Source organism: Anaerotignum faecicola, assembly GCA_024460105.1.
In the GTDB taxonomy this organism is placed as follows: domain Bacteria; phylum Bacillota; class Clostridia; order Lachnospirales; family Anaerotignaceae; genus JANFXS01.
On sequence record JANFXS010000001.1, the window covers coordinates 1 to 14,365 of the forward strand.

The 14,365-nt window shown below is 37.4% G+C and carries 14 protein-coding genes; 6 read left to right on the forward strand and 8 right to left on the reverse strand.

Annotated features, from left to right (window positions below; all coding sequences use genetic code 11):
• Nucleotides 1–703: 703 nt before the first annotated feature.
• Together NE664_00005 and NE664_00010 are read right to left on the reverse strand one after the other, a co-directional pair.
• Complete coding sequence (locus NE664_00005; GenBank protein ID MCQ4725051.1) at nt 704–853, reverse strand: hypothetical protein; 150 nt, start codon at nt 851–853, stop codon at nt 704–706.
• A 116-nt stretch (nt 854–969) separates the two neighbouring features.
• Nucleotides 970–1,245, reverse strand: coding sequence for a LysM peptidoglycan-binding domain-containing protein (locus NE664_00010; protein ID MCQ4725052.1), 276 nt, complete (start codon nt 1,243–1,245; stop codon nt 970–972).
• A gap of 161 nt (nt 1,246–1,406) precedes the next feature.
• Here NE664_00010 and lexA point away from each other — a divergent pair, with 161 nt between their 5' ends.
• From lexA to NE664_00025, 3 genes are read left to right on the forward strand one after another with little or no spacing between them, the layout of a single operon-like run.
• The gene (gene lexA / locus NE664_00015) at nt 1,407–2,018 is read left to right on the forward strand and encodes a transcriptional repressor LexA (protein MCQ4725053.1); all 612 of its coding nucleotides are present in this window, start codon (nt 1,407–1,409) and stop codon (nt 2,016–2,018) included.
• Between the two features lie 18 nt (nt 2,019–2,036).
• Nucleotides 2,037–3,968, forward strand: a complete 1,932-nt coding sequence (locus NE664_00020) for an NAD(+) synthase (protein ID MCQ4725054.1) — start codon at nt 2,037–2,039, stop codon at nt 3,966–3,968.
• Between the two features lie 45 nt (nt 3,969–4,013).
• The gene (locus tag NE664_00025) at nt 4,014–4,865 is read left to right on the forward strand and encodes a DUF975 family protein (protein ID MCQ4725055.1); all 852 of its coding nucleotides are present in this window, start codon (nt 4,014–4,016) and stop codon (nt 4,863–4,865) included.
• A 233-nt stretch (nt 4,866–5,098) separates the two neighbouring features.
• Here the strand turns inward: NE664_00025 and NE664_00030 are convergent, their stop codons facing one another.
• The 5 genes from NE664_00030 to NE664_00050 are packed head-to-tail and all read right to left on the reverse strand — an operon-like array spanning nt 5,099 to nt 9,966.
• Entirely contained in the window at nt 5,099–7,054 is a 1,956-nt protein-coding gene (locus tag NE664_00030; GenBank protein MCQ4725056.1) for a bifunctional 4-hydroxy-3-methylbut-2-enyl diphosphate reductase/30S ribosomal protein S1, read from the reverse strand.
• 6 nt (nt 7,055–7,060) lie between these two features.
• Nucleotides 7,061–7,735, reverse strand: a complete 675-nt coding sequence (gene cmk / locus NE664_00035) for a (d)CMP kinase (protein MCQ4725057.1) — start codon at nt 7,733–7,735, stop codon at nt 7,061–7,063.
• A gap of 12 nt (nt 7,736–7,747) precedes the next feature.
• Entirely contained in the window at nt 7,748–8,107 is a 360-nt protein-coding gene (aroH, locus tag NE664_00040) for a chorismate mutase (protein MCQ4725058.1), read from the reverse strand.
• Nucleotides 8,108–9,349 (reverse strand): NAD(P)/FAD-dependent oxidoreductase, encoded by a 1,242-nt coding sequence (locus NE664_00045; GenBank protein ID MCQ4725059.1) that lies wholly within the window; start codon nt 9,347–9,349, stop codon nt 8,108–8,110. It lies immediately after the preceding gene.
• Between the two features lie 11 nt (nt 9,350–9,360).
• Nucleotides 9,361–9,966, reverse strand: a complete 606-nt coding sequence (locus NE664_00050) for a histidine phosphatase family protein (GenBank protein MCQ4725060.1) — start codon at nt 9,964–9,966, stop codon at nt 9,361–9,363.
• Between the two features lie 285 nt (nt 9,967–10,251).
• On the opposite strand from NE664_00050, the gene NE664_00055 reads away from it, so the two are divergent.
• The 3 genes from NE664_00055 (at nt 10,252) to NE664_00065 (ending at nt 13,105) form a co-directional block, all read left to right on the forward strand.
• Nucleotides 10,252–10,452 carry a hypothetical protein gene (locus NE664_00055; protein MCQ4725061.1) on the forward strand — a complete coding sequence of 67 codons (201 nt, stop codon included), beginning with the start codon at nt 10,252–10,254 and terminating at the stop codon, nt 10,450–10,452.
• 190 nt (nt 10,453–10,642) lie between these two features.
• Nucleotides 10,643–11,683, forward strand: coding sequence for a hypothetical protein (locus tag NE664_00060; GenBank protein ID MCQ4725062.1), 1,041 nt, complete (start codon nt 10,643–10,645; stop codon nt 11,681–11,683).
• Between the two features lie 582 nt (nt 11,684–12,265).
• Nucleotides 12,266–13,105 (forward strand): metallophosphoesterase, encoded by an 840-nt coding sequence (locus NE664_00065; protein MCQ4725063.1) that lies wholly within the window; start codon nt 12,266–12,268, stop codon nt 13,103–13,105.
• A gap of 519 nt (nt 13,106–13,624) precedes the next feature.
• On the opposite strand, the gene NE664_00070 is transcribed toward NE664_00065, so the two are convergent.
• Nucleotides 13,625–14,338, reverse strand: coding sequence for an rRNA pseudouridine synthase (locus NE664_00070; GenBank protein MCQ4725064.1), 714 nt, complete (start codon nt 14,336–14,338; stop codon nt 13,625–13,627).
• Between the last annotated feature and the right edge of the window lie 27 nt (nt 14,339–14,365).

Sequence of the window (14,365 nt, forward strand, 5' to 3'; positions counted from 1 at the left end):
TCTTATATTAAAGTTCTCCCGCTTAGGATATCTCATTCTTCATAAGATTTCCACTAGCTTCTTTTTTATTTCCGTTGAATTACTTTCGCCCTCTCGGGCTTAGAATTAACTATGGGTTTAGTTTAATCAACTGTTCAGTTTTCAAAGTTCAATGCTTACTCCGGCTCGTTCGCCGTTTCAGTGTGAGTGATATTTTATCACACTCTTTATTATTTGTCAACACTTTTTTCAAACTTTTTTAAGCTCTTTTTCGCCGCTTTTCGGCTTCCGCCGCTTCCGCGCTTTGTTGACACACGAGTATTTATTATACTCTCTTTTCACATTTTGTCAATACCCTTTTTGAAGTTTTTTATCCCTTTGGAATCCCGCATGTTTTCTTTCCTTTTATATAGGCTTTTATTTAAGTCCCATGCTTTCTCCCGCCGGCCTCCTTTGGGTGACACGAGTATCTATTATACTCTCTTTTCGGCTTTTGTCAAGCCCTTTTTTTAATTTCTTTAATCTGGCTTCTCAGCCTGTGCCCTTGCCCTTCTATCCCGCCGGGTTTTCATCCAAGCCCCTTTGCTTCGTTTCGTGGCTGACACGAATACTTATTATACAGATTTTTCCCCTTTTGTCAACACTTTTTGATAAGTTTTTTTAAAAAAATTCCCGGTTAAGAAAACCGGGAATAAAAACGTCTATAAATTAAACTTCTTTGGAATTACTTAGATTTGCTTGTTTTGCTTGTTTTATTTGAGTTGCATTTCTGTGTTTTTTCTGTGTTTAAGTTATATTCCTGTGCAAATTCAGTCCTGTCCATTTTCTTTTCTGTGCTTTTGCTTGTGCTTGATTTTGTTGACTTTTTATCCATAATATAAACACTCCCTATAAATAGTTTTGCGGCAAATCAATAACTGCCCGCGATACTATTATTGTTTTTTAGCCGCAATTTATTCAGCCAAAAACAAAGAATAATTTAGAAAAAAATTATTCATATAATTCATATATAGGAATAATTAAATTTTCTCCGGCAATAATTTTATCGTTTTTCATATTATTAAAATCTTTAATAAGGGCAATATATTCAGAGGTTGAAAAAATATTCGGTTTATATGTTTCTGCAATTTGCCAAAGAGTGTCGTCGCGAAAAATATAAATATTCTTATAGTAAATAATACTATCCTCCTTAGTTTCTCCAAAAGAAAGGCATCCTGCTGCCACAACAAATATAAACGTCATTATAAACAAAACAAATTTTCTCATTTTTCCACCCCTTTTAGCAAAATTCAAACTTATGTTCTAAATATATCAGAACATAAGTTTGTTGTCAATATATTTTTAAAAATCAGGAACATAGGTTTGATTTTATCAAACTATGTGTTATAATTTGTATATTAAAGCTAAAATAACAGAGGTGAATATAAATGACCGGGCTATCCGCAAAACAACAGGAAATTTTAGAATACTTAAAAAAGGAAGTTAGAATGAAGGGGTATCCTCCTTCCGTGAGAGAAATATGCGACGCTATCGGTTTTAAGTCAACATCAACAGTTCATGCGCACTTGTCCAGCCTTGAAAAAAAGGGATTCATCCGTAAAGATCCTTCAAAGCCGAGAGCCATTGAAATACTTGATTCCACCCCTCTTCCCGAATACCATCAGGAAACAGTTAATGTCCCCATAGTCGGCACAGTGACTGCAGGAACGCCTATATTAGCTGTTGAAAATATTGAAGATACGTTTCCTATTCCATTACAGTATGTAAACAATTCCGATTCTTTTATGCTTAAAGTCCGCGGCGACAGCATGATTGAGGCCGGAATATTTGACAAAGATTTAATACTCGTACGTCAGCAGCCAACTGCCGACAACGGTGATATAGTGGTTGCTTTGATAGAAGAATTTGCAACAGTAAAACGATATTATAAAGAAAAAGGGCATATACGCCTTCAACCCGAAAATTCTGCCATGTCGCCTATAATTGTAAACAACTGTACCATTGTAGGAAAAGTTGTCGGACTGTTCAGAAAAATTTAAAATACAGAGGTGTTATGAATGTATGATCTTATACGAGCCGGCGCTGCGGTTCCAAAACTCAAAGTTGCAGACTGCAAATATAATACGGAACAAATTTCCTCGCTTATAAATCAAGCGGACGATGCCGGAATAAAAATATTATGCTTTCCGGAGCTTTCGGTTTCTTCATATACATGCGGGGATTTATTTTTGCAGACGGCGCTGATAAGGGAATGTGAAAACAGCATAAATTTAATCGCCGCCAAAAGCAAACACACGGATATGTTGATAGCCGCCGGGGCTCCCGTAGTATGCGACAACCAGACATTTAACTGCGCCGTACTGATAAATAAAGGAAAAATATTGGGCATTGTTCCAAAAACATACGTTCCGAATTACAGTGAATTTTATGAGAAACGATGGTTCAGCCCGGCCGGCTCTCTTATTTCGGATCAGACTAACTACTGCGGTCAAGATGTTCCTATAGGCAGCGATTTGATTTTTAAATGCAAAAATATTAAAAATCTTTCGGTTGGAATTGAAATATGCGAGGATTTATGGGCTCCAATTCCTCCAAGCAGTTTCCTTGCCACAAACGGCGCAAATGTAATCCTCAACCTTTCCGCAAGCAACGAGCTTGCAGCTAAAAATGATTACAGGCGCGCTCTGGCCGCACATCAGTCTGCGGGAACAATAAGCGCATATATTTATTCTTCCGCCGGAATAGGAGAAAGCACCCAAGACGTTGTTTTCAGCGGTCACAGCATGATATGCGAAAACGGCGTTATGTTGGAAGAAACTAAGAGGTTTTCAAAAGAAAATCAACTTATATATGCCGATATAGATCTCGAATCGATCTGCAACGACAGGAAAAAGAACACCTCATTTATGACTCCTGCATACTCACAAAAACAATACAGAAATATTTATTTTGATATAAGCGAAAGCAGAATCGAAACGCTTAAACGTCCGTTAACTCAAACGCCGTTTGTTCCGGCCGACAATGAAAAATTAAGCGAACGGTGCAAAGATATTTTTAATATACAGGTTACGGGGCTTTCAAAGCGTTTCGTCCATACCGGCTCGAAAAGTTTTGTAATAGGCATAAGCGGAGGCCTTGATTCAACGCTTGCCCTTCTCGTTTCGGCAAAATCATGCGATTTTATAGGAATTGATCGTCAAAACATAATCGGCGTAACTATGCCCGGTTTCGGCACGACAGACCGAACTTATAACAACGCCATAAACCTTATGAAATCTTTGGGAGTAACAATTAAAGAAATATCAATAAAAGAAGCGTGTCTCCAACATTTTAAAGACATCGGCCACGATCCCGACGTCCACGATGTAACTTATGAAAACACTCAAGCTCGGGAACGTACTCAAATCTTAATGGATATTGCAAATAAAGAAAACGCTATTGTTGTCGGAACAGGGGATCTGTCGGAGCTTGCCCTTGGCTGGGCAACATACAACGGGGATCATATGTCAATGTACGGCGTAAATAGCGGCATACCGAAAACGCTTGTGCGTGTGCTCGTTAAACATGTTACTGATTCCGGATACCTTGACAAAAACTCGAACCGTATCTTAAGCGATATTTTAGATACTCCCGTAAGCCCTGAACTCCTTCCGCCTACTAAAGACGGTAAAATTCGGCAGAAAACAGAGGATATCGTAGGTCCCTATGAGCTGCATGATTTCTTTTTGTATTATGTCGTGAGGTTCGGTTTTCCGCCAAAAAAAATACTTTTCTTCGCCGAAACTGTATTCAGCGATATTTACAGCAAAGAAGTAATTTTAAAATGGCTGAAAAACTTCTATCGTCGTTTTTTCTCCCAGCAGTTTAAGCGTTCATGCCTTCCTGACGGGCCTAAAGTCGGCACAATAAGCCTTTCGCCGCGCGGCGACTGGAGAATGCCAAGCGACGCTGTAAGCAGGATATGGCTTGATGAATTGGACAGTTTGTAAATTACTGCCGTTGAATTAAAAACTATATTACAATAGGGTGATATTATGCTGATTAACAGCGAACTTAAATATAAAGCAAACATTAATTTAAAAAAATCTTATTGGGTTTGCGTTGCCGTATGTTTGATATTCAGCATTCTAACAGGCGTTCTGGATGAACTTCCTACAGTTGATAATCTATCGCTTATCCACAATGACGGCACTGTTTTTGAAACACTTTTAACAGTTTCATCATTTTCTGCAATGCCAAACAATGTAATTTCCTATTCGCAGGAACTTGTAATGAACATTTCCGATTTAATAAGAATCGGCGTTCAAACGTCGACATTTCTTATATTTATTTTTGTATTTATATTTGTATTCCTCCTGCGGCTGTTTATTTTATATCCCTTGAACGTTGGTACAAAACGCTTTTTTATGGCCCAGCGCGAAGATAAAATAAGATTTAAAAACATTTTTTATGTTTATCAAATCGGAAAAACTGAAAATACAGTAAAGACGATGTTTTTTGTCGACTTGTATACAACTCTATGGTATTTTCTATTCATTATCCCGGGAGTAATTAAATCTTATGAATATATGATGATACCTTATATATTAAGCGAAAATCCCGGAATTGATGTAAACAGGGCATTTAAAATAAGCAAAGAAATGATGTATGGCAATAAAATGTTTGCATTCACATTCCATTTATCGTTCATAGGCTGGTTTATTCTGTCTGTTTTTACAGGGGGACTGTTGAGTATATTATATGTAAATCCATATTTCGCTTCTGCCGAAGCCGAATTATACGCTGTACTTCGTCAATGGGCCTTAAACAGCGGAACAGCCTCCCGTGATGAACTTCCCGGATACGATAATTTGTATAGCAACGATATATTTGAAACCCCGTTTTAATCGCTAACCAACAGATAAATTTGATCTTGAAACTTTTAAATGAAAAATCTCCTATGCTTTCTTGCCGCTTTACAGCTCAAAATAATCAAGGCATAGGAGATTTTTCATTAATATTAAAACCGTCAAGTTCTTCGGCTATTAAGCTGTTTGCTTAATAAAACCAAAAAACCGCATTTCGGGATATAATACCCGAAACACGGCCTTAAAATTACGCCAAAATGATAACTTATATATTATTCCGCCGTTTCTTCTTCAGAAACTTCTGCTGTAGGAGCATCCGCTTCTTTTTTGCTGAGGCTGATCTTTTTAGCTTCAGTATTAACTTCAAGAACTTTAACTTTTATTATTTCACCGATTTTAAGTTCATCTTCCGGCTTAACAACATGTTTAGAAGAAATCTGAGAAATATGAACAAGCCCGTCAACGCCAACTTCAAGCTCAACAAAAGCGCCGAAAGGAACCATTCTTACAACTTTTCCCTCTACAATTGAGCCAACAGGATATTTTTCAGCCGCTAATGACCATGGGTTAGGCGTAACGTCTTTAAGTGAAAGTGAAATTTTTCCTTTTTCTTTGTCTGCTTCAAGCACAACAACTTCAACCGTGTCGCCTTCTTTTAATACTTCCCTTGGATTTGTAATGCGTCCCCAGCTCATTTCCGATATATGGATTAAGCCGTCAATGCCGCCTAAATTAACAAATGCGCCGAAATCAGTAATCCTGCTGACTGTTCCGGTAACCTTTTTGCCCGCTTCAATAGTAGCGAATAAAGCTTCTTTTTTAGCCGCATTTTCTTTTTCAATAAGAGCTTTCCTTCCGCCGATAATGCGTCGTTTGCTCCTGTCAAGCTCAATAATCTCAAATTCGATTGTCTGGCCCTTATAAACGCTGAGGTCTTCAACAAACCTGTTTGAAATCTGTGAAGAAGGGATAAAAACTTTAACTCCGTTAACAACGGCAATAATACCGCCTTTAACAACCTCTGTAACCTTGCCTTCAACAACTGTTTTTTCTTCAAAAGCTTTCTGTAAATCTTCCATGCCTTTCATAGATTCAAGGCGTTTTCTTGAAAGGAGTACGTTTCCGTCTCCGTCGTTAACGCGCACAACAAAAACTTCTATTTCATCTCCGGGCTGAAGTTCTTTGCTTGGAACTGAATTTACATCGCTGCTGTATTCATCCCTTGGAATAATACCGTCTGATTTATATCCGAGATTAACGGACACTTCTTCATTATTAATATGAATAACAGTTCCCTTAACAATGTCACCTGTATGTAAAGTAACAAATGACTCGTCCAGCATCTGCTGGAAAGACATTTCCTCTTCTCCTTCTATTTTTTGTACTGCATCATTCAGATTCTCGCTCATAGTACCAATGACCTCCTTTATTATTGCCGATGGTGTTGACGCACCAGCAGTTATTCCAATTTTATCATTGTTGTTAAAAATATTCAACACCAAATCTTCAAAAGTTTCAATATTATACGTTTTATCGCAATTTTTTTTACAAATTTCGTATAATTTTTGTGTATTAGAGCTTTTCCTGTCGCCTATAACAATCATTTTGTCAACATTTTTCGATAATTCTATCGCTTCCGTCTGTCTTTTTTCCGTTGCGGAGCAAATTGTATTTGTCACTTTGATATGCGATATACGTCTTTTCAAAACATCAATTATTTCATTAAATCTGCTTGCCCTGAACGTAGTCTGAACAACGGCAGAATATTTTTGTCTTGTATCTAATTCAGCAGTTTCGGCTTCTTTGGCGCTTTCGACAATGACTGCGCTGTTTCTGCACCAGCCGTTAATTCCTATTACTTCCGGATGCAGACTGTCGCCGATAATTATAATTTTACACCCGTTTTCAAAATCTTCTTTTACAATATCATGTATCTTTTTAACAAAAGGGCAAGTACCGTCGATTAGCTTTATCCCCGCCCGTTCTATTTCTTTATACACTTCCTCACCAACCCCGTGAGAGCGGAGAATAACCGTACCGTTTTCGATCTCGTCAATGCTGTTTATTATTTTCACGCCCTTTTTTGCGAGTTCGTCCGTAACAGTCTTATTGTGTATAATCGGCCCGTATGTATAAATATCGCCGTTTCCGACGGCATTATAAACGGCTTCAACCGCCCGGCTCACACCAAAACAGAAACCGGCCGATTTTGCTACAATTATTTCCATAAATATTTACCTGCCTATTTTCTTGTTTACGATTTCAATTATTTCACATGCAACATCTTCTACAGACATATACGTTGAATCAATTTCAACGGCATCGTTGGCTTTCATAAGCGGATTATGTTTTCTGCTCATATCGTTCCTGTCGCGTTCGATTATCTGTTCCTTCACTTTATCAAAAGGAAGCGGACATCCAATTTGCTCCAACTCCCCGCATCTTCTTTTAGCGCGCTCGTCGACGCTTGCATTGAGATATATTTTAACCTCTGCATCTTTAAGCACATTTGTGCCGATATCGCGGCCATCCATTATTACGCTTGTTTCCTTTGCCATTTGCCTTTGCATGTCCGCAAGCTTATTTCTCACTTCCAGTATGAGCCCAACGTCAGACGCGCCCTGCCCGACTTCCTGAGTGCGTATTTTACCCGTAACGTCCTCTCCGTCAAGGAAGATCCTTTGAGTTCCGTTTTCTGTCACAATATCTATATTTAAATTTTCAAGTGAAGAAACGACATCTCCGCTTGATTTAGTATCAATTGATTTTCTTATACAGCTAAGAGCAACGGTTCTGTACATTGCCCCAGTATCAATATAAACAATGCCGAGCTTTTTTGCCAAAATTTTTGCAACCGTACTTTTGCCGCTTCCGGCCGGCCCGTCTATAGCTATGGCAAATTTTTTCATTTGTATATCCTCCTATCTTTTTAAATCGGGCCTCAGCTTTTCCGCACCGCCTATGTAAACATGCACGGCGTCTTTCTGTTTTCTTCCGTTTTCCGCCAAAACTCCGACACGGATACATTTTTCAAGACTGCCGTCAACATACATTTCCTGAAAACACATAAGAGCCGCTTCCGTTATGCCAAGTTCTCTTGCCCCCGCCGCCGGATATGCCTTGTCCAAATCCTTTGTGGCCGTAAAAAATACGGATATTATATCCTCAATATTTAAACTGTTTTCACTTATTATATCCAACAACAGCCTTTTTGTTTCATTTAATATATCCTCTTTTGTATTTGAGCTGCATGTTACAGCCCCTCTTATGCAGTATGCCAATTATTTTCCCTCCATACAAACATTGCTCCCTGCCGCATACCCAGTAGAAAAAGCTATCTGAAGATTGAATCCCCCGGTATATGCGTCAACGTCCAATACTTCTCCCGCAAAGTAAAGCCCTTTAATAAATTTTGATTCCATTGTAGACGGATTAATTTCATCAACTTCCACCCCGCCGCTGGTAACAACAGCCTCATTGTATCCTGACGTTCCCATTATGTTAAGCTCCAAGCCTTTCAAAACGGAAACCAGCTTCCTTCTTTCTTCTTTTGTAATATCGTGTACTTTCTTTTGCCCCGGTATCCCGCTTAACGATAATATTACGGGGATCAATTTCTGCGGAAGAAGGTCGTCCAGCGAATTCGCAAAATTTTTATTTATATATTTATCGAAATCCCTTAATACTCTGCTGTCAAGCGTTTTTTCGTCGAGCGCCGGCTTTAAATCGATGTAAAGCTTTGCACCGTTTCCGAACTTTCCCAAAAGATGCCTGCTTGCGCTTAATATAACAGGCCCGCTCACACCGTAATGTGTAAACAACATTTCTCCGAAATCTTCATAAATCTGCTTTCCCTTATTGTTTTTAATTGTTATTTTTATGTTTTTAAGGCTGAGCCCCATTAAATCGGCGCACCATTTTTCTTCTGCCCTTAAAGGTACAAGGCTCGGATAAAGCGGCGTAACGGTATGACCGCACTTTTTTGCAAAAGCATATCCGTCGCCTGTAGAACCCGTTCCCGGATATGACAGCCCGCCGGTTGCAATTATAACGGAATCGCTGTATACAGTTTCTTCTCTGCATGTAACAATCCCTTTTGCCTTTCCGCTTTCCGTCAGAACATCCTTAACCGCACATCCCAAGTGGATTTTAACTTTATTTTTTCTTACATATTTTTCAAGCGCATGCACAACGTCGGCAGCTTTGTCGCTTACGGGAAAAACCCTGTTTCCCCGTTCAACTTTCGTTTTTACCCCAAGGGAGTTAAAAAACTCTATGGTTTTAGAACTGTCAAACAAATATAAAGCGCTGTATAAAAAATACGGATTTCCCGGTATATTCTCAATAAAATTTTCAACATCGCTGTCGTTTGTTATATTACAGCGGCCTTTCCCGGTTATGTATATTTTTTTTCCGAGTTTGTCGTTCTTTTCATATAAATGCACATTATGTCCGTTTTCAGCGGCCTTTCCCGCCGCAACCATGCCCGCCGCGCCGCCGCCTATAACTATAACCGTTCCCATTTAACCACCCTTTACAAAAGATGCGAATAATCGTTCAAAACCCTGAGCAAATTGCCGTGTTTTCTAACTTCAACAATAGAAACAGACGTATTGTCAATCCACGTTTTGTTATACCATTCGCCTTCAAAAGCCATTAAATATTTAATAATAAGCCTAACTATACCTCCATGCGATACAATGGCAATATTTTTGTCATCTTTTCCGTCAAGGACGTCCCTCAGGCCGATTTTTATCCTTTCGGTAACATGAGCAAATGAAATATCTCCCGGAAAAGTACCGTTTTCAGGATATTTTATAAATTCGTCAAAACTTTTGCCATATTTCGTTGAAATCTCTTTTGCAGTCATTCCTTCCCATTCGCCGAAATTAATTTCCTTAAAGTTTTCATTCGTTTTAATTTCAAGCCCTTTAATATCCGCAATAGGCCTTGCCGTTTCAACAGCCCTTTTCAACGGGGAAGAATATATCTCGTCAATATCAATCTTTTTAAACCTTTCGCCAAGCAGGCTTGCCTGCCGCCTGCCCTCCTGCGATAATTCAATATCGGTCCATCCCTGAAACCGTTTGGCTTTATTCCATTCAGTTTCGCCATGCCTTATTAAATACAGCTTAACCATTATAAATAATCCCCTTATCTATATATACTAATTTTTTATTATACTACATTTTTTCTTAAAAATAAAGCTTGATAAGGCTTGCCGTAACTTCAAATCATTTTGCGCATTGAAAAACAGTTAAAAAAATAACATTATATTAAACTGTGCTTGCATAAACCGGCGTTTTTGTGGCTTTATACAATCTTATTATATGTATCTTGAAACCACTGTTTTTATAATGTATGACACTTTCACGGCCGCAATAAGTATTTATTATATAATCATTTACCTGAGGTGGATAATCTATTGGATTTCGGAAAAACAGAACTATTAGGAAACTCAGCGCCAAAAACAACCGGCATAACTTTTGGCACGGAACATTACTTTGATGACATAAATAAAAAATTCAATCTGAAAAAGATTATGAAAGATGTGTCGCCGTATGATTACTATGGCATGATTTTAAAGAAAGAAAAAGATATGAAATCTGTAATTGACCAAGCTTAGCTTCAGTTTACAAGGGCACACACGCCCCTCAAGGAAAAATTTTCTGCATTTCTGTGTTGCATAAGCTTGTCATAGGATCCGCTATGCCGGCGCATATGCGCCTTGAACTGCAAAAAATTTTTTCCTTATGAGGTCGGAGAGTTTTAGCAGACGTGAAGAATTTGCCCGATTCATATCATGAATTGACGATATGTTAAATCATATTTCAGTAAAAAGCAGCGCCGATAAATGTATAAAAATACTGCTTCTATCTGATAGGGAAACAAGACTTTACAGCAACGCCCCTCAAAAAGATGTTGACAATGCTGCAAACATGATACACAATAAAAAAAACAGGCTATTGTCAACATCAGCTAAATTAGCAATATTAGAAAATATTGTTAAAAAAGGCGTTAAACGTGTTGTCGGCAATGATGTTAAAAAAACTGCTTTTGCATCTGAAATAATGGGGAAATATGATGAAAAATTTGTTAAAGACGTGCTGAATAAATATTACTTCGACCATCCTTATAAAATGGCAATAGGAACTACAATACAAGAATTATGCACAAACCAATTTATTAAAATCTTTGAAGAAACAATATTCAATGAACATATTTCTAAAAAATACATGCATGGAAATTATAAATATACTGAATATTTCAAGGGCCTGTTTAATTCCATATACAATAAAATTTCGGAAGATGTTTCTTCTGCAATCCCTTATATTACATATATAAGAAGTGAAAATAACAATACTGCAGCAACAGCTTTAAATTTAAATGGGTTTAAAAAATATGGCTTAAACATTGATAATAATATACTTATAAAATTAAAAGCAATGGTTGACGACGATTGGGAAAACATTTTCTTTGAAATAGGTAAGGAAAAGGAATTTAGCATTGTTAAAACAATAGACGAACTGATTGAAATTATAAACAAACCAAGCAAAATATTTCATGTAACCACAAACTATTCCTCAATGTACGCTTTTTCCGGTTTAATTACATACAAAATTCCTAAAAATGCATTTGCACTTGCCGTTTCAAAAATACTATTTGTAACAGGTATAATATCAGGAGCTTATACTTTTACGAGCTTAGCCCTTATAGAAGATTTAAGAAAATTAAAAGATAAAGGGTACAATTTTGTGACACTTGAGATTCGATTAAAATTTGATTTTCGGTATGGAGATCCAACAACTGTTCCATGTTGGAATATTATACTCATTACAATCAGAAATTTTTCATAAAGGTGGAAAAATATTGAAAATTCTTAAGCAAAAAAATAATTAAACATTACACAAACAGTAACAATTCATGTAAATTTGAACGCAGAAATTTAGGAAAAGCTCTTATAAATTTTATTATTATGGCAATAACTCTTAAATCAGCTGTTGAAACTAATTTAACTTCGTGGATTGTAATCATGACTAAGTGTACATTTATCATGTCGGTCATTGCTCTTGTGTATATTATAATAGGCCGCGTTTTCCTTCTCGGAAAGGAAAGCCTGCTTAACTGCATTAGCAAATCCCCCAGTGTAAAACGGTATGAAAATATAATGCATTTTAAAATCCCCGCCAAAATATTTGTTCTGATTTTAAAATTTTACTTAGCCGTATATTTTATCGCATCAAAAAACAAAGAAACCGAAATATAACCGCCATGTTTCTCCAAAAATATGGTATATCGAAAATATATACGATGAATTTAAGGTTATTATAAACAAATATTATAGATGTGACAGTAAAAACATAAATTATTTCAAATTGATCAAAATAATAATAAAATATATATATCCGTAAATAATAAAAATACAAAGAGGTGACCTATTGAAAAAGTCAAAAAATCGTTTACTATTAATACTTCTTATATTTACCGTTGTAGTTTCACTGTGTATCCGGCGGGAAAATACATCCCTTACAACAACATATGTAACAGTTTCTTCCGAATCCGCTCTAAATAATATTTCAGGCCTGAAAATCGTCCATATCTCAGATTTGCATAATGCCGAATTCGGCCATGCCAACTCATCCCTTTTAGAAAAAATAAGCTCTGAAAATCCGGATATTATCGCCGTAACCGGAGATATAATCGATTCCCGACGCACAAATACCGATATAGCAGTTGAATTTACCTCAAAAGCTTGTGAAATCGCCCCAGTGTATTATGTTACAGGCAACCATGAAGCAAGAATACCGGAATACGCTTCATTTGAAGCGGAATTAATTAATGCAGGAGCAAACGTATTAAGAAATAATAACATATTATTTGAATTTAACGGCGTTCAAATCAATTTGATAGGAGCGGACGATCCGTCTTTTTCCGACAGAACAGAATCCGATGAAAAAATTTTAGATAATTATTTAAATTCGCTTTCTTCAGACAGCGGCCAGTATAAAATACTTTTATCGCACAGGCCGGAGCTTTTTGAAACTTACGTTAAAAACCGCATGGATATTGTACTTTGCGGCCATGCGCACGGCGGCCAATTCCGCATACCGTTCATAGGCGGAGTTATTGCGCCTAATCAGGGATTTTTTCCTAAATATACAAGCGGAGTTTATACGTCCGGCAATACAAACATGGTTGTAAGCCGCGGCCTCGGAAACAGCATAATCCCATTCAGGATAAATAATCCTCCTGAAATAGTTGTAATAACAATTAATTAGAGCCTTATGATTACAAATCACTAAATATGTTTTTAAGGCAAATTCCTTTAATTTTAAAATGGCACAACATTATTTGAGGATGGCATTAGACCATAACAGCGAGGCTAAACACATTTGACGCCGTTTCCGGCTGAACCTGCCCGCCTTTTTCTTGTTCCTAAACCGCTATGCCATCCTTAACTGTTCAACGACATATTGATAAATTTTTTGTTATCCAAAACGCGAATATGCAGGCTTGCCCGCAGGCACACGTATACAACCCATACGAAAACACAGCGAGAGCATTTCTCAACGAGAAATTCGAGAATCCGATCAAGCATTTGAAACGCCAAATAGCAGAAAAATTTATTATATTGAGCGTATATGACCTTGTAAACCGAAGATATCCTGATACATAAGTCAGTCAAATCGCGTTTCCGCCGAAAAAGCAAATGAACCGCACAATAAAAGGCCGATACAGGAATTGCCGAATTAAAACGGTATTCCATGTACAGCCATTTTAAAATTCCTGCTTAAAACTTAAAGTGATTTCAAATATTTTACCTCTTTTTCAGTAAGAATCCTGAATTTTCCTTTCGGCAGATCCCCAAGCTCCAACTCTCCTGTGGCAACCCTTTTGAGTGTGGCAACAGGGTGTTTAATTGCATCGCACATTTTCCTAACCTGCCTGTTGCGCCCTTCTGTTATTGTGATCCTGCAAACCGAATATTTACCCAAATCTTCTAAGACTTCCAGCTTTGCCGGTTCAGTTTTTCTTCCGTCAACAGTAACTCCCCATTTAAATTTATTAATGCATCCTATATCCGGAGTACCGAAAAGTTTTGCCAAATAAACTTTTTTTACCTGATGTTTCGGGTGCGTCAGTTTATACGTTAAATCGCCGTCGTTTGTAAGCAGGAGAAGTCCCGACGTGTCATAGTCAAGCCTTCCTACAGGCACAACTCTTTCATTAACCCCTTTAATCAAATCTATAACCGTAGGCCGATCAAACTGATCCTTGGCGGTTGTTACAAACCCTTCCGGCTTATGAAGCATTATATAAACCGGTTTCTCTTTGTTCAAAACTTTATTTCCGTTATAAAACACAGAATCAAGTTTGTCGTCAATTTTAGTTCCGAGTTCCGTCACAACAACTCCGTTTACGGAAACTTTGCCCGCCTGTATAAGTTCCTCTGCTTTTCTTCTTGACGCTATGCCACAATCGGCAAGATACTTTTGAAGCCTTACTTCCATTTTTTAATCCCCCTGATAATACTATTT

Bases quoted from the DNA above. Each gene is read 5' to 3' on its own strand.
- cmk (MCQ4725057.1), bottom strand. From the start codon at position 7,735: ATGAAAAAATTTGCCATAGCTATAGACGGGCCGGCCGGAAGCGGCAAA.
- NE664_00070 (MCQ4725064.1), bottom strand. From the start codon at position 14,338: ATGGAAGTAAGGCTTCAAAAGTATCTTGCCGATTGTGGCATAGCGTCA.
- NE664_00045 (MCQ4725059.1), bottom strand. From the start codon at position 9,349: ATGGGAACGGTTATAGTTATAGGCGGCGGCGCGGCGGGCATGGTTGCG.
- NE664_00010 (MCQ4725052.1), bottom strand. From the start codon at position 1,245: ATGAGAAAATTTGTTTTGTTTATAATGACGTTTATATTTGTTGTGGCA.
- lexA (MCQ4725053.1), top strand. From the start codon at position 1,407: ATGACCGGGCTATCCGCAAAACAACAGGAAATTTTAGAATACTTAAAA.
- NE664_00005 (MCQ4725051.1), bottom strand. From the start codon at position 853: ATGGATAAAAAGTCAACAAAATCAAGCACAAGCAAAAGCACAGAAAAG.
- NE664_00025 (MCQ4725055.1), top strand. From the start codon at position 4,014: ATGCTGATTAACAGCGAACTTAAATATAAAGCAAACATTAATTTAAAA.
- NE664_00050 (MCQ4725060.1), bottom strand. From the start codon at position 9,966: ATGGTTAAGCTGTATTTAATAAGGCATGGCGAAACTGAATGGAATAAA.
- NE664_00060 (MCQ4725062.1), top strand. From the start codon at position 10,643: ATGTTAAATCATATTTCAGTAAAAAGCAGCGCCGATAAATGTATAAAA.
- NE664_00030 (MCQ4725056.1), bottom strand. From the start codon at position 7,054: ATGGAAATAATTGTAGCAAAATCGGCCGGTTTCTGTTTTGGTGTGAGC.
- NE664_00020 (MCQ4725054.1), top strand. From the start codon at position 2,037: ATGTATGATCTTATACGAGCCGGCGCTGCGGTTCCAAAACTCAAAGTT.